15 protein-coding genes are annotated in these 14,912 nt (G+C 43.4%); 12 read left to right on the top strand and 3 right to left on the bottom strand.

The features are described from left to right. Positions 1–105: 105 nt before the first annotated feature. Positions 106–288, top strand: coding sequence for a ribbon-helix-helix domain-containing protein (locus tag CWM47_RS23100; RefSeq protein ID WP_100990543.1), 183 nt, complete (start codon positions 106–108; stop codon positions 286–288). An 80-nt stretch (positions 289–368) separates the two neighbouring features. Here CWM47_RS23100 and CWM47_RS23095 read toward each other — a convergent pair whose 3' ends face one another. After that, positions 369–1,142 carry a type III pantothenate kinase gene (locus CWM47_RS23095; protein WP_100990542.1) on the bottom strand — a complete coding sequence of 258 codons (774 nt, stop codon included), beginning with the start codon at positions 1,140–1,142 and terminating at the stop codon, positions 369–371. Positions 1,143–1,239: 97 nt separating this feature from the next. After that, entirely contained in the window at positions 1,240–1,947 is a 708-nt protein-coding gene (gene tsaB / locus CWM47_RS23090; protein WP_100990541.1) for a tRNA (adenosine(37)-N6)-threonylcarbamoyltransferase complex dimerization subunit type 1 TsaB, read from the bottom strand. Between the two features lie 369 nt (positions 1,948–2,316). Between tsaB and CWM47_RS23085 the strand changes: the two genes are divergently transcribed. Next, positions 2,317–2,985 carry a TetR/AcrR family transcriptional regulator gene (locus CWM47_RS23085; protein WP_100990540.1) on the top strand — a complete coding sequence of 223 codons (669 nt, stop codon included), beginning with the start codon at positions 2,317–2,319 and terminating at the stop codon, positions 2,983–2,985. Between the two features lie 70 nt (positions 2,986–3,055). On the opposite strand, the gene CWM47_RS23080 is transcribed toward CWM47_RS23085, so the two are convergent. After that, positions 3,056–3,679, bottom strand: a complete 624-nt coding sequence (locus CWM47_RS23080) for a hypothetical protein (RefSeq protein WP_157816049.1) — start codon at positions 3,677–3,679, stop codon at positions 3,056–3,058. A 681-nt stretch (positions 3,680–4,360) separates the two neighbouring features. Here CWM47_RS23080 and CWM47_RS23075 point away from each other — a divergent pair. From CWM47_RS23075 to CWM47_RS23030, 10 genes are all read left to right on the top strand, one after another. Continuing rightward, positions 4,361–5,023, top strand: a complete 663-nt coding sequence (locus CWM47_RS23075; RefSeq protein ID WP_240625407.1) for a polysaccharide biosynthesis/export family protein — start codon at positions 4,361–4,363, stop codon at positions 5,021–5,023. A gap of 7 nt (positions 5,024–5,030) precedes the next feature. After that, on the top strand, positions 5,031–7,361 hold the full coding sequence (locus CWM47_RS23070; RefSeq protein ID WP_100990537.1) for a GumC family protein: 2,331 nt from the start codon (positions 5,031–5,033) through the stop codon (positions 7,359–7,361). Between the two features lie 37 nt (positions 7,362–7,398). Then, entirely contained in the window at positions 7,399–8,073 is a 675-nt protein-coding gene (locus CWM47_RS23065; RefSeq protein ID WP_100990536.1) for a sugar transferase, read from the top strand. Positions 8,074–8,075: 2 nt separating this feature from the next. After that, the gene (locus tag CWM47_RS23060) at positions 8,076–9,020 is read left to right on the top strand and encodes a glycosyltransferase (RefSeq protein WP_100990535.1); all 945 of its coding nucleotides are present in this window, start codon (positions 8,076–8,078) and stop codon (positions 9,018–9,020) included. Positions 9,021–9,107: 87 nt separating this feature from the next. Continuing rightward, positions 9,108–9,791 carry an acylneuraminate cytidylyltransferase family protein gene (locus CWM47_RS23055; protein WP_100990534.1) on the top strand — a complete coding sequence of 228 codons (684 nt, stop codon included), beginning with the start codon at positions 9,108–9,110 and terminating at the stop codon, positions 9,789–9,791. Further along, entirely contained in the window at positions 9,788–10,732 is a 945-nt protein-coding gene (locus CWM47_RS23050; protein ID WP_100990533.1) for a phosphoglycerate dehydrogenase, read from the top strand. The genes CWM47_RS23055 and CWM47_RS23050 overlap by 4 nt, the downstream gene beginning before the upstream one ends. A 1-nt stretch (position 10,733) precedes the next feature. Continuing rightward, complete coding sequence (locus CWM47_RS23045) at positions 10,734–11,465, top strand: SDR family NAD(P)-dependent oxidoreductase (protein WP_100990532.1); 732 nt, start codon at positions 10,734–10,736, stop codon at positions 11,463–11,465. 141 nt (positions 11,466–11,606) lie between these two features. Further along, positions 11,607–13,043 (top strand): polysaccharide biosynthesis protein, encoded by a 1,437-nt coding sequence (locus tag CWM47_RS23040; RefSeq protein ID WP_100990531.1) that lies wholly within the window; start codon positions 11,607–11,609, stop codon positions 13,041–13,043. A gap of 6 nt (positions 13,044–13,049) precedes the next feature. After that, positions 13,050–13,850: a 6-hydroxymethylpterin diphosphokinase MptE-like protein gene (locus CWM47_RS23035; protein WP_100990530.1), complete on the top strand. Its 801-nt coding sequence runs from the start codon at positions 13,050–13,052 to the stop codon at positions 13,848–13,850. Further along, positions 13,847–14,827, top strand: a complete 981-nt coding sequence (locus tag CWM47_RS23030) for a hypothetical protein (protein ID WP_100990529.1) — start codon at positions 13,847–13,849, stop codon at positions 14,825–14,827. Before CWM47_RS23035 ends, CWM47_RS23030 begins: the two co-directional genes overlap by 4 nt. Positions 14,828–14,912: the final 85 nt, after the last annotated feature.

The raw sequence follows: 14,912 nt of genomic DNA, 5'->3' as shown, positions 1-14,912 counted from the left end.
GGAGGAGAGGGAAAAAGGGAAGTAAGGGAAACTTGCCTATTCATACCTCCTCCCTTTCTTCCCCTTATTCCCTCTCCTCCCTCTCTTCCCCTTATTCCCTTTCTTATGGCTGCTGAAAAAAAAGCATTTGTCTTACGCATTCAACCCGAAACGTTAAAGGAACTGGAGCGTTGGGCGCAGGAAGAGTTTCGAAGTGTGAATGGGCAAATTGAGTATTTATTGAATGATGCCCTGCAGAAGCGTAGAAAACGTACTCCGAATTCGGCTGATGATGAAGCAACAAAGTAGGGGTAATTGGTAATTGAGTTAGGAGGAGAGATGCTAATGTCGAATGTTATGTCTTGCTGGATAACCACAGCACCTAAAAACTACTTTGCTGCCGTGACTAACTCACCAATTAACCGGATGCCATCCAGCGTTAGCGATGGAACAATGTCGGTGAATACATCCTGTAGAGAAGGAATCCGGCTCGATAAACCACCGGTGGCTACAGCAATACAGTCGCCATTCAGTTCAGTCTGAATCCGGCCAACCAGCGATCGTACCAATCCTTCATACCCTAACACAACGCCCGCCTGAATGGCATGAGTCGTGCTGGTACCCAATGCCGATGAGGGCACTTCTATAGGGACTTCGGGCAGTTGCGCGGTATTGGCAAATAAAGATCGAATGGCTGTTTTCAGGCCCGGCGCAATCGCTACGCCCAGGAGTTTCCCCTCGCCCGATACGGTCGTGAAGGTTAAAGCAGTACCAAAGTCGACCACAACACAAGTACGACGGTAGCGGGTATAAGCTGCCAGTGCATTGGCCACTAAGTCGGCGCCAATTTCGTGCGGCCGTAACACCTCAATAGGCAGAAGCGGATAAATCCCCGGCCCAACCACTACCGGTTCAAACCCGAATAGTTCGGTCAGCATGACCCGCATAACAGGGCTCAGATCGGGAACGACGCTACTCAAGACAGTTGACTTTACAGCACTCAGCGGAATGCCGGCTTCCAGCAACCAAAGCCGCAACCGACCTTCATACGATTGAGCTGGCTCATCGCGCCGGGCGGGTGTTCGCCAGATGCATTGCCAGGTGGTGGAGGTATAAAGTCCGAAAACGGCGTCGGTATTGCCGATATCAACGATAATTTGCACGAGCGATGGATGTAGTTGCCGGGGCGAAATAAGGAGAAAAACGGCACATTCCCACCTTACTGGCCGACTCACCCAATGAGAATGGCTACTTCTCCCATTAAAACATCGCCTTTTTGGGCTTGATAGCCATGAAATCTTTCAGATAAAACGGCTCAAAAGTGGCTACATTCTCGAATTGGCTCTGGCCAAATGCCTGCGCTGCCAATTGGCCAATCGTGCGGGCCGAAGGGAGAACGGCTATATCCGGAAAAATTGCATTTGGGTGGGAGCCAATAAGTGACCGACATTTTTCGGCTCCATCACCGAAAAAGACAACACGTGTTTTGTCAAGCCAGTCCGAAAACGATTGCTCGTCAATAACCTTCGCTGATGTTTGTTGAACCTCCCGTCCATCGGCGCTATAGATCGCACAGTAGACCTCCATTCGCCGGGCGTCGATCATTGGGCAAAGCAAGTAATCTGCCGGAAAATAAGCCCGAACCTGTTCAGACATTGCGGCTAATGTATTGATCGCGATCAGGGGTTTATCCAGCGCAAAACAGAGCCCTTTTGCTGTTGAAACACCAATTCGTAAGCCTGTATAGGAGCCGGGGCCTTTCGCAACGGCAATGGCGCTTATTTCTGCCAGATTGTAACCTGACTGAGTCACAATGTCGCTGATAAGTGTAGTAAGCATGGCTGAGGAGGTCCGTTCGGTAAATAGTTCGTAAGAACCAAGTAAAGTACAGTCAATTAAGCTATTATAGCGATGAAACGCAACTGAACAGACTGTTGTCGATGTGTCGACGGAGATAAGTAGAGACATGTGACTGAAAAAATAGAAAGTCAAAATAAGCAGTAGCGTGATGAATTACAATCGGTACGGCCAATATTGCGCAATTAAACAGGGCAACTAACAAGCCTAAGGAATGTAAACGCTTTTGCCGTTGCTTTCTTTACAATTAGACGGATGGTTATTGACTGATAATTCGATTTCAATAAGTATTAATCTTTGATTAACTAAGAAAAACTACTTAAGTAACTTAGTATATATTTAACGTTTAGGTAATGTACTTTTGCCAATCATCGTTAATTATAAGTATGTACTTAAAATAAATAGTTGTTTTAAGGTGACTTTTTGTTAACTATAAATTCTACATTAGCAGTAAGAATCTAATGTTGCCTCAGAATATAGATGGAAAAAATTAGAAGAAATCGCGCGGAGACCACACAGCGCATCGTGAATGCCCTTGAAGATGTACTAGCCGAGCAGGGTCTGGAAGGAGCTAGAATCAATCAAATTGCTGAAAAAGCAGGTATAAGCAAAGTGCTTATCTACCGATATTTTGGCGGTTTAGATGGTCTAATGGAATACTATGTGCGGATGGGACGTATGTTCCCCCAGTTCACACCAGCCATGCTAGACCAAATTCGCCCTATGCATCAAGGTGATCTGGCTAAGGTATGGTACCGTCAGGCAATACAGATGTTTCGGTATATGCGAACATCGAAGGCTGCCCGTGAGGTATTAAAAGCGAATGTGGTTGAGAACGATCCAACTGCCGACGTCATCAGCAAAGCACAGGATGATGAACTGATGCGCTTGGTGGGTCAGCTTTCGTTTATAGAAGGTCCCGATAACCAAGCGATATCGGCGGTAATGCTGGGGGCTTTATCCTACCTCACTATTCAGGCTCAGAATAATCATACAATGGTTGGTATTGATCTTCGAAGTGAGCAGGGATGGCAACGGATTGAAGGTGCCGTTAAAATAATTTACCTGGCATTAAATAAAATGGCTGTTGAATCTCAGATAGTAAAATTGAGCGCTCAGCCCAAAGCCCTACCAACAAGTCAATGGTAAAGAACCAACACATTGAGCATAAAAAAAGCTTCCCTGCAACAGAGAAGCTTTTTTTATGCTCAATGTGTACTTACAGGAGTGAAAAATTTATCATTTCCCGGCCAAACTGCTGGATGAGTTCTTCTATCTGCTGGGCTTGCTGATAAGAAGGATGCTGTTTACTGGTCATGAACTGACTTAGCGTATCTGGTGAGATATTAGCTTGTTCAGCTAAAGAGCTAATTCTGAATTGCTGGAATAACTCTCTAACGCGAGTCATATCGTATAAGTAATTAAATGTAAAATCGCCAGACAGCATAAACTCCTCGCTGCTGTGTGAACCAAGGTAGTTTGTAAATTCCCTTAGTTGCGAACTTAGCTTTTTAGCAACGATCTCGGGTGTATTGCCCGTAGTAATAGCCAATAAATTCTTCCGCTCAATACGCCCCCAAAATTGGCTTGCCTGTTTTTCAAGGATGATTGTTAACACAGGCAACGGTTTAGCATTCTTACTTATCGTTGGACAACCGATTTCTCGTGCGTTGTAAACAGACCGAAACATGGAGTCGATAGTACCCGACGGTATTCTGCCAACGCTTTTCAGTGGAGTAATAAGATGTTGATTATCAGAATGATATATGTTGCAGGAGGGACCTGAATTGACTAAGTTCCATTGTCTATTTTGTAATATATTTAATGAAGTCTGTAAATTCATAGTATATGTATAGTGGCTTTTGCAAATATGCAACTTTTTTAAACTTACGCTAAGCATAAAACCGCCTAATATGTATTTTGTACAACTATTAGTAAAAATAATTTTATAAATAATGCAGTTAAAGTAGTGAAATTATAAAAAGAATACTATAGTGTATAATATTTATATTAGTAAGTATTAAATTACAACTTTATAGTATCATAAGTATAGATAACAGTTTAGTATATCCTTCATTTTTAAATATTAAACCAAAAAATAATTATATTACTGAAATGCAGTCAATAAATTGTTTATGAATTATTTAAACTGTTAATATAATATATACTCAAATCCTTGTTACTATAGAAAAGATGCTATATATTTGGAAACTGATAACAAGATATTGTGCCTAAAACATACAAGTATTATGATCATATATGATCGGTTTTTATAGTCAAAAAATAACAATACATAACTAAAGGGTAACTAACATATAGAAGCCTGATCTGTTCAAACATTCTTACTATTTCTCATCCTGTTTTACTTAGCCAAGCCTGCCACTTTATGGTATTATCCTCTTCTCTCAAAAAACTGTCTTTAGTAATCGGAATAGCCTTAACCTCACTTGTCTCAGGCTGCATTTCTTCTAAAAAGTTAGTTTACTTCCAGGATCAAGTAGCCGCGTCTGACTCCATTAAATTAATGGATCGGTTTGTTCCGACAGTGCAACCGGGCGATGTTCTGACTGTGCGGGTAAGTAGCTTAAGCCCGGAAGCGACTACGTTCTTCAACCCCCCATCGGCTACCATGCCAATTGATCGGATGATGACGCCGACCATGACAGCACTGCCAGAATTAACGGGGTATCTGGTCAATCCAGACGGTACGCTTGAATTGCCCCTGATTGGTAAAATAGCCATTGGCGGATTAACTACCGCGCAGGCTTCTGACCGCATCCGCGAAAAACTCAAGGACTACCTCAAAGAGCCGACCGTCAATATCCGGAACCAGAATTTCAGGGTTTCGGTCATGGGCGAAGTTGCTCGTCCATCGCTCTTCACGATTCCCAATGAACGGATTACGATGTTGGAAGCGCTGAGTCTGGCTGGCGATATCACGATCTATGGTCGACGCGAAAATGTCCTGCTCATTCGGGAAGTGAACGGCCAGCGGACTTTTACCCGCATTGACCTTACCAATCGTGACCTGTTTCGTTCTCAAAACTATTACCTGCGCCCTAATGATGTGATCTACGTTGAGCCCGGCCGCGCCCGCGTAGCCACTGCCGACAGAACCTACCAGTTATTACCTATTGCTATAAGTGCACTTTCTTTTTTAGCTATCATATTTAGTCGCTTTAAATAATATATATATGTCAGAAAATGCCTACTCATATACGCCTTATCAGGTTTATAGCACAGAGAATGAGCCCAATCTGCGGGTAATACTGCTTCGCTATCTGAAGCATTGGAAGTGGTTTGCACTTTCACTGACTCTGGCGGGAGCTGCGGGTTACGTCTATTTGCAATATAAAACGCCTATCTATAAAATTCAGGCCAGTTTACTCATCAAGGACGAGAAAAAAGGCCTTGACGGAGAAAGCATCCTGAAGGAAATGGATATTCTGGCTCCGAAGAAAACGGTTGAAAATGAAGTTGAGATCATACGTTCGTTTACCCTTATGGATAAGGTGGTAAATCGTCTTGATCTTGATGTGCAATATTTTATGCCGACGGCTACTATCGACGAAGAAGTTTATGGTAATGTACCATTCCGTTTCATCGTGGAGCGTCCAACGTCGGAGCTGTATGAAGATAAGCTTTTGCTTACCGTGATCGACAAGAGTCATGTCCGTATCAATGACAAGGTTTATCCGGTTAACCAGTCTATTCATACGCCCTATGGCCGGCTGCGCGTGTTTGCCAAAAAACCGCTGATGGCGTCAATGGAGCCAATGAAAATTAAAGTATCGCCCCGCACGGAAACGGTAAATGGTTATTTAAAACTGCTGACCGTAGAAACTACCAGCAAAGCATCGACGGTGTTGCAGATAACCCTCGAAGAAGCCGTACCGGCTAAAGGTGAAGCGATACTGGCCCAGCTCATTGATGAATATAACCAGGCGGCTCTTGTCGATAAAAATTTATTGGCGGCCAGTACACTGAGTTTCATTGAGGACCGTCTAAGCTTAATATCGGGTGAGCTGACTACTGTTGAAAAAGATGTTGAGCAATACAAAACGCAACAGGGTATCACCGACCTGAGCACGCAGGCACAATCGTTTCTGATGACAGTGCAGGACAATGATACCAAACTCAATCAGGTAAATATTCAACTGAGTTCACTGAACGATATTGAAAAATACGTTGACAGTAAAGCATCCAGCCGGGGCACTACGCCTGCTACGCTGAGCCTGAGTGATCCTGTTCTGGTTGGCCTGGTAACAAAGGTATCTGAGCTTGAACTTCAGCATGATGTGCTGGCGCGTACGACGTCAGAGAAAAATCCGCTGCTTCAAACCCTTGATGGCCAGATAAAAGCTACGAAGGAAAGCATCTCGGAAAATATCCAGTCCATTAAGCAACAGCTCAACAGCACAAAGGGCCAGCTTTCAACAACAAATCGGAAGCTCGAAAGCATGGTGCGCACTGTGCCTCACAAAGAGCGGGCGTTGATGAACATTACACGCCAGCAGGCCATCAAAAATAACCTGTATACGTACCTGCTGCAAAAACGTGAAGAGACCGCTCTGTCCTATGCCTCTGCATTGCCCGATAGCCGTACGGTTGATCTGCCACGTCACGAAGCGGATCCTATAAAACCTGTAAAAGCACTTACGTTCCTGCTGTTTGGCATTGTTGGTTTACTGATGCCAATTGGTGTGCTGGCTTCCGGCGATATGCTGAACAACCGGGTTCGTCGCCGTTCGGATGTGGAAGATGCTTCGCAAGTCCCCATCCTGGGTGAAGTCGTTAAATCTGATGGCAAGAAGGCACTCGTGGTTGTCTCTAAAAGCCGCTCGGTTATTGCCGAACAGATACGGGCCCTGCGGACAAATCTGCAATTCCTGCGCAGTAACCCAACGGGTAGTCAAATTATCCTGTTCACGTCCAGCATTAGTGGTGAGGGCAAGTCGTTTATGTCGATGAACCTGGGTGCCAGTCTGGCCCTGGTAGATCGTCCAACGGTTATTCTGGAGATGGACTTGCGGAAACCGAAGCTGCATATGTCGTTAGGTATGCGCAACTCGGTAGGGATCAGTAATTACCTGATTGGCGAAGCCACCCTCGACGACGTGCTGCAACCGATTGAAGGATTCCCGAACTACTTTCTGATTCCCTGTGGTCCGCTGCCGCCAAACCCTTCAGAATTACTCAACGGCCCTTATCTGGCCCAGTTATTTGACGAATTGAAGGCCCGTTTTGCCTACATCATTGTCGATTCACCCCCAATTGGCCTGGTAACGGATGCTCAGGTAATTGCGCCTTTTGCCGATGCAACGCTTTACATGGTTCGACATGATATTACGCCGAAGACTCACCTCAAAATGGTCGATACACTGTATAAAGAGCACCGATTCAATAACCTGAACGTCATTTTGAATGCCGTTGATGATGGTGAGTCCTATTACTACAGTTACAGTTACGGTGAATACTACGAAGAAGATAAGTCGGCCCGGAAATCCCGGAAGGCCTTATCCTAGTTAACGTCTATCCCATGAAAAGCTAATCAAAAATATCATGCTTAGTAATGCCTCTTTCTCCGACACCAGCCCGTATATAGATAGTGAGGCCGAGGTTTTTACAGCCTCGGCCACCGAAACGGGAATCGTACTTAAACGAATATTTGACATCAGTTTCTCCTTATTGGTCAGCCTTTTTGTTCTCTCCTGGCTACTGCCAATTCTTGGACTTGCCATTCGGTTCAATTCACCTGGGCCTATGTTGTTTGTTCAACTGCGCACTGGCCGCAACGGTCGCCAGTTCCGGTGTTTCAAGCTCAGAACGATGATCAGCCGACCCGAAGCGGAGTTTCGGCAGGCGGCTAGAAACGACTCACGAATCACGAAGCTGGGGCAGCTGTTGCGCAGAACCAATTTAGATGAGCTGCCCCAATTTCTGAATGTTCTCCTGGGCGATATGAGTATCGTAGGTCCACGGCCGCACCCCATTCCACTGGATGCTCAACACTGGTATTCGCTTCCTAATTATCCGGAGCGATACGCTGTGAAACCCGGAATAACGGGACTGGCGCAGGTGCGGGGATGCCGGGGAGAAACCGATACGCTTCAGAAAATGGAACACCGGGTTCGTCTGGACCGCTGGTACATCGCTAACCGGTCTTTGCTATTGGATATAAAGATTTGCTGGTGGACAGTAATGAGTACAGTCAAGGGAGATAAAAAAGCCTGGTAATCATGAAATGTAGTATCATTATTCGCGCATTTAACGAAGAAAAACATATTGGTAAACTACTGGACGGTATCGCCTGCCGGGAGAGTCAACATACTGTAGAAATTATACTGGTAGATTCAGGGTCAACAGATAATACCGTTCAGATTGCCGAGGAAAAAGGCGCTAAAGTTGTTCGAATTCGTCCGGATCAGTTTTCATTCGGGCGGGCGCTGAACTTGGGTTGCCAGCGTGCTACCGGCGATATTCTGCTTTTTGCCAGTGCACACGTATATCCGGTTTATACCAACTGGATTGATCGGATGCTGGCCCCTTTCGACGATGCCAAAGTAGGTTTGACCTACGGTCGGCAGATTGGCAATCACCTGAGCAAATTCTCCGAACAGCAGCTATTTGCCAAATGGTTTCCGGCTGTTTCCAACTACGACCAGCCGATTCCATTTTGTAACAACGCGAACACGGCTATCCGTCGCTCACTCTGGGAACAGATGTCGTATGACGAGTCCCTGACCGGACTTGAAGATTTGCACTGGGCCGGTACCATTCAACAGCAAGGCTACAAAATTGCTTATGATGCCGATGCTGTCATTGTACACGTGCACGAAGAAACACCCCGCAAAATTTACAACCGATATTATCGGGAAGCCATTGCGTTTAAACGGCTTAAACCGCACGCTCGGTTCAACGCCTGGAATTTCGTCTATCTGTCGGCTACCAACATTCTGAGCGACTACATCGCTGCCGCACATGAGGGTACGTTTCTGACCAATGTTTTTGACATACCTGTTTTTCGGGTACTCCAGTTTTGGGGCACTTACCAAGGGTATCGCTTTATCGGTACGCTTGACCGCACATTGCGGGAGCGGTTCTATTATCCGAACGAGTTTTTCCGGCGCGAGCGAGCGGACCAATCGGTTCAGACACTCATGAAACAAATTGCGTACGACTAGCAAACGTCAACACGTCAGCGGCTTAGGCCGCGCATTACTGTATCGAAATTATTAATCTATACTTTATACTAACATCAATACTAGCTTATGTCTTACTCAGTTGCTGCTATTGTTCCTATGCGTCATTCCAGCGAACGCGTTCCTGGAAAAAACTACCGTGACTTTGCCGGTAAGCCTCTTTTTCATCGCATCATTGATACCTTACTGGAATGCCCGTCAATTACTCAGGTTGTTATTGACACCGACAGCCCCACCGTTATCGAACAGGCTGAGATTTATTACCCATCCGTAACGATTCTGGAACGCCCGCAACACCTGCGCGACGGGTCTATCCCGATGAACAATGTGCTGCTCAATACCTGCGAACAGGTTCCTGCCGATTTTTACTTACAGACCCACAGCACAAATCCGCTCCTCTCTGCCGAAACTGTTGAGAAAGGCGTAAAGCAATTTCTGAATCAATATCCTGTATACGATACCCTGTTTGGCGTGACACGTATGCAGACACGTTTATGGGATCCGTTAGCGCGGGCCATCAACCATAACTCCAATATTCTGCTCCGTACGCAGGATTTACCTCCCGTTTATATGGAGAATTCCTGCATGTATATTTTCAAAAAAGAAACACTGCTTCAGAAAGGCAATCGGATTGGCGACCGGCCTTTCATGTACGAAATCGCTGAAATCGAAGCGCAGGACATTGACGTTGAACTGAACTTTAAAGTAGCTGAATTCCTCTTTACCGAACTTTATCCTGAAATGGCCCTATGAAAGTCTTAATCACATGCCCACCCATGCTGGGGCAACTGGCAGAATTTCTGCCCATTTTTGAGGAGGCAGGCATTGAGGTGATCGCGCCCAATGTTGTTCAGGTATTGTCGGAAGAAGAACTAATTGACCTTGTACCAACGGTCGATGGCTGGATTATTGGTGACGACCCGGCTACCGAACGCGTGTTTAAAGCGGGCAAAGCCGGTAAACTGAAAGCGGCCGTTAAGTGGGGTATTGGTGTCGACAACGTCGATTTTAAGGCCTGCAAAGCCCTTGATATTCCCATTATTAACACACCCCTGATGTTTGGTGCCGAAGTAGCCACCATCGCCGTATCATACGTTCTGGGACTGGCCCGGCAAACCTATTACATCGACCGCGAAGTTCGGGCGGGCAACTGGGTGAAACCGGCGGGTATGTCGCTGGCAAGTCATACCGTGGCACTGGTTGGTTTTGGCGACATCGGCAAGGCAACGGCTCGTTTTCTGAAAGCCTTCGATATGCACATCAATGTGTACGATCCATTTGCCAGCCGCACAGAAGCCGACGAAGAAGCCTATCGTTTTCTATCCTTTCCTGAAGACCTGGAAACCGCTGATTTCGTGGTGACGACCTGCGCTCTGACAGCGGGTACCAAACACATGATCAATGCCGAAACAATCCAGCGCATGAAAGATGGTGTTCGCATTGTGAACGTGTCCAGAGGGCCAATTATCGACGAAGCCGCCTTAATAGCGGGCCTGAAAAGTGGCAAAGTACACTCGGCTGGTCTGGATGTATTCGAAGTAGAACCGCTGCCAATGGACTCCGAGCTACGGACGTTTGACCGGTGCATGTTCGGAACCCATAACGGCTCCAACACCATACAGGGCGTTCGACGCGCCAGCCATCAGGCCATCCGTACCATATTCGAGTTTCTGGAAGTTGGCGTAACTGCGTAAGATGATGAAAAAAGTACTGATTACGGGCGTATTAGGTGGTATTGGCAGCGCCCTGGCGCTGGCCTTTCGGGAAGCTGGTTTTTATGTTTATGGACTTGATATTCAGAATTCTGAGCGGCATGAAGCCGACCGCCTGATCCAGTTCGACCTGCACAAGTTCAGCACCGATGAGGAGTACCGGAACGAGTGGAAGCGCAATTTCAATGCGTTGATTCCGGAACTCCACGTACTGATCAACAATGCTGCGGTGCAGTTATTGGATAGCCTGGCCGACTTGAAACTGGACGATTGGAACCATACCATGACGGTAAATCTGACCGGCCCCTTACTACTCGGCCAGCACTTTCTGGAATCGCTGGAAGAGGTAAATGGCTGCATCATTAATATTGGCAGCATTCACCAGCAACTCACCAAACGGCGGTTTATCAGCTATGCCACGTCGAAGAGTGCGCTTATTGGCCTGACCAGAGCGTTGGCGGTAGACCTCGAAGGCCGTGTTCGGGTCAATGCTATCAGTCCGGCGGCCATTGAAACAGACATGCTCCTGGCGGGATTTGATGGTAACCAGGGTGCGCTGGATGAACTACGGAAAATTCACCCCGTACAGCGTATTGGCAGCCCGAACGACGTGGCTAAAATGGCCTTGTTCCTGGCCTCGGAAAGCTCCGGTTTCATTCACGGCGCCAACCTGACGCTCGACGGAGGCATTAGCTCGGTGTTGAAAGATTTGTAGTAACACTATGAGATAATAAACGACGTGTTGGGTGAGGTGATTTATCCTCACCCAACTAAAACAAGTATAATTATAAAAATAGGCTACTAATAAAAATATCTAAGTTCATTCAATACGTATAGCCGTAACCGGTATCTATCTATGCAAATCAAATTAATCGCCAATAAGCTATGGAACTCGCCCACGATAGCAACGTGGATGAGTTACTCAACAAAGGCATTGAGTCTTTTTGTTGTGCTTCCATTGATATTAAAGCGATTTTCCGAAGGTGAGGTTGCTTTGTGGTATCTCTTTTCAACAATCATATCCTTACAGGGGCTGTTGGATATGGGCTTCAGAAATACATTCATTCGGTTAATCTCCTACGCAATGGGAGGAGCAACTGAGATCACGTCTGTTGTTTCCGTAAAAACACCCAATAAACTTTCAAATACGCCGAACTGGGAATTGATTGGGAAAGTGTATGCAAATATGTCTCACATTTACAGCTGGCTTACGATTGCTGTCATTTTGATTATGATCACATTAGGAAGTTGGTCAATGTTGCGGCCTATTTCATTTGTAAAAGATAATGGATCTGCGTGGGTGGCTTGGGGTGTAATTATAATAGCTTCTGCTTACAGATTTTATGGTTCTATTTACTCAAATTACCTGGAAGGCTTAAACAAGATTGCTCTAGTCAGAAGGTGGGAAGCCCTTACGTCAACCGCGTCGATTACATGCTGCATCATTGCTCTTACAATTAATGATAGTTTACTACTCTTAGTATTTATTAACCAATTGTGGGTTATTTTATCCGTTGTTCGTAATTACTTTCTGAGCAGAGCCGTTGATGACAGTCAGTTTAAAAAAATTAAAACTAACTATTCATTTGATTATCAATTTTTCTCAAAGATTTGGCCAGTAGCCTGGAAGAGCGGATTATCAGGCTTTATGTCAAATGGGCTAAGTAATCTTAGTAGCGTGTTATATGCCCAAGTTGGAAATAGTGCTAGTGTGGCTTCATATCTCCTTGCCCTACGAATTATAGCGCAAATCAAAGAAATTTCAATGGCTCCATTTTATAGTAAAATTCCCCTGTATTCGCGTTTGCGAATACAGGGAGATCTGCCTCAATTAATTCAAAAAGCGCAGAGGGGAATGTTTCTATCACATCTTGTTTTTACCGTAGGTGTAATTGCTGTGGGGCTAACTTCTAATTACTTACTTATCTATATTAACAGTGATATAAAATTTGTTCCAAATGAATTATGGCTGTTATTATCACTTGCCTATTTTATACATCGTTACGGTGCTATGCATATGCAATTATATTTAACAACTAACCATGTTGTTGGTCATATTGCAGATGGGATTTCGGGAATAATTTTTATTGGTGTAACCTTATTATTGATCAATTCATATCAAATTTATGCTATACCAATTGGTATGATAGCGGGCTACTTAGGATTTTACGCTTGGTACTCCGCTTATTATTCTTATAAATCTATACATGTGAGCGTCTTTAAATTCGAGTATAAAGTCTCTCTTCTACCAATGTTACTATTAATTATTTATTCAGCCACTCAATTGATCTAATATTATATGGACTTACTGGAAAATCAAAATCTACAACTAAGGGATACATTGAACCCGTATCGTCAAGCTGCTTTGCTAATCAAGAATAGGCTCAAATGGGATTTTAATAAATTATCTTGGGATTCAAGAAAGAAACTCCAAGCAGTCAAAAATAAATATCAAGGCCAAAAAGCAATTATTATCTGTAATGGTCCGAGCTTGAACAAAGTGGATTTTCAACAATTGGATGGTGTTTTTACGTTTGGATTAAATAAAATTAATCTACTATTCGATCGAGGCAATTTTCGTCCATCGGCAATAGTGGCAGTAAATAGCATGGTTATCGAGCAGAATTATGACTTTTTTAATGATACACAAATTCCACTTTACATAGATGAAAAAGGAGCTTACCTAGTTAAAAATAGAAAAAATGTCACCTTTTTACACTCTTCACCAGTAAAAACATTTGCCAAAGATTGCTCATTAAGTGTGAATCAGGGCGGAACTGTAACATATGTTGCACTCCAATTGGCCTTTCATTATGGATTTAGTAAAGTGGGCCTCATAGGATGCGATCATTATTTCAAAGATAAAGGTCCTGCAAACGCACTTGCCGTTTTTAATGGCCAAGATGACAATCACTTTGATAAAAATTACTTTGCTAGTGGTCAAAAATGGCACTTGCCAGATTTGCCCCAAAATGAGTACAGCTATTCAATGGCTAATGAAGTGTATAGTAACTACGGAAGACAAATATATAATTGTACCGCAGGCGGCCATCTTGATTTATTTGATCGTTTACCATTAGAAGACTTTTTGAAGATATGATATTCAATATATTTATACCAAACAAAAAAGGTCATTACGAAGATTATTCAAGTTTTTTGAATAATCTTTTAAAAAATCATGAGGTAAAAACTGTTAGAAGTTTTAAAGAAAAGTTAACAGTATTATTCAGATACAATCAAAACGTTATCTTCCTTAATATAGACCATAAAGACATGTATTGGTCACTTTTAAGGAGCTTATTTAGTAAAAAAAACTTTGGGGTATCTGTTTCTGTTGAATCTTTAATAAACAAAAATAATATTCCAAGTATACATTATAGGAATTTATTGGGTTTAATAAAAAAGAAAGCAAAGTATAACGTATTCAAGCTTTTGAAGTCATCTGATCGCTTAAAATTAATATCTATTCATAAAATGACAGATTATGAGGGGAAGTTGAAAGATATAACGTCCTTTCTTACTTACGATTTTCAATATTATGATTTGCCATATTTGAATGTTGGCTATCAACAGCCGAAGGAGTTATTGAATTTATATATTGAAGATCCTCTGATTAAATCTGTATTAATATTCAATAATACTAGTAAGGCTAAGAAAAATTTATCTGAATTATCTGATTGGATATTTACATCAAACAAGTACAGATTTTTCATAATAGGGGATTCATCTTTTTTGAGAAATGATATAAAACATAATGTTGTATTGATCAATCGTTATGTGAGTAATGAAGAGATGATTTACTTTATGGAAAAGCTGGACATTATTTATTGTTACTATAACAATGACAAACCAAGTGGATTCATGGGGCGGGCTATGCAATTAAATAAAAAAGTGATTGTGCCACTTAATAGCTACTTAGGTTCTATACCCTATACTAGTTCGATACGTGTGACTAGTTTAGCTCAAATGGATGAAATTGACTGGGATAATATCTCCGATACCAATTCGAATAATTCCAAAATAAATCAGTTTGATGAATCAGAATTATTAAGAGAGTTCTTGCTACAAGAAGCATAAGGATGTATCGGTGATGTCAATATTCTAAATGAATATATATTGGTAATTTAACGGATTTTTAAAGGCTAAGGCCAAAGAAGCTATG

Source organism: Spirosoma pollinicola (assembly GCF_002831565.1).
GTDB classification, from domain to species: Bacteria; Bacteroidota; Bacteroidia; order Cytophagales; family Spirosomataceae; genus Spirosoma; species Spirosoma pollinicola.
The sequence above is the reverse complement of the archived record's forward strand: the minus strand, read 5'-3'. Positions and strand labels throughout refer to the sequence as shown.

What these genes read in the sequence shown, in the direction of transcription:
- CWM47_RS23100 (WP_100990543.1), top strand. Translation starts at nt 106, where the DNA reads ATGGCTGCTGAAAAAAAAGCATTTGTCTTACGCATTCAACCCGAAACG.
- tsaB (WP_100990541.1), bottom strand. Translation starts at nt 1,947, where the DNA reads ATGTCTCTACTTATCTCCGTCGACACATCGACAACAGTCTGTTCAGTT.
- CWM47_RS23085 (WP_100990540.1), top strand. Translation starts at nt 2,317, where the DNA reads ATGGAAAAAATTAGAAGAAATCGCGCGGAGACCACACAGCGCATCGTG.
- CWM47_RS23080 (WP_157816049.1), bottom strand. Translation starts at nt 3,679, where the DNA reads ATGAATTTACAGACTTCATTAAATATATTACAAAATAGACAATGGAAC.
- CWM47_RS23075 (WP_240625407.1), top strand. Translation starts at nt 4,361, where the DNA reads ATGGATCGGTTTGTTCCGACAGTGCAACCGGGCGATGTTCTGACTGTG.
- CWM47_RS23070 (WP_100990537.1), top strand. Translation starts at nt 5,031, where the DNA reads ATGTCAGAAAATGCCTACTCATATACGCCTTATCAGGTTTATAGCACA.
- CWM47_RS23065 (WP_100990536.1), top strand. Translation starts at nt 7,399, where the DNA reads ATGCTTAGTAATGCCTCTTTCTCCGACACCAGCCCGTATATAGATAGT.
- CWM47_RS23060 (WP_100990535.1), top strand. Translation starts at nt 8,076, where the DNA reads ATGAAATGTAGTATCATTATTCGCGCATTTAACGAAGAAAAACATATT.
- CWM47_RS23055 (WP_100990534.1), top strand. Translation starts at nt 9,108, where the DNA reads ATGTCTTACTCAGTTGCTGCTATTGTTCCTATGCGTCATTCCAGCGAA.
- CWM47_RS23050 (WP_100990533.1), top strand. Translation starts at nt 9,788, where the DNA reads ATGAAAGTCTTAATCACATGCCCACCCATGCTGGGGCAACTGGCAGAA.
- CWM47_RS23045 (WP_100990532.1), top strand. Translation starts at nt 10,734, where the DNA reads ATGATGAAAAAAGTACTGATTACGGGCGTATTAGGTGGTATTGGCAGC.
- CWM47_RS23040 (WP_100990531.1), top strand. Translation starts at nt 11,607, where the DNA reads ATGCAAATCAAATTAATCGCCAATAAGCTATGGAACTCGCCCACGATA.
- CWM47_RS23035 (WP_100990530.1), top strand. Translation starts at nt 13,050, where the DNA reads ATGGACTTACTGGAAAATCAAAATCTACAACTAAGGGATACATTGAAC.
- CWM47_RS23030 (WP_100990529.1), top strand. Translation starts at nt 13,847, where the DNA reads ATGATATTCAATATATTTATACCAAACAAAAAAGGTCATTACGAAGAT.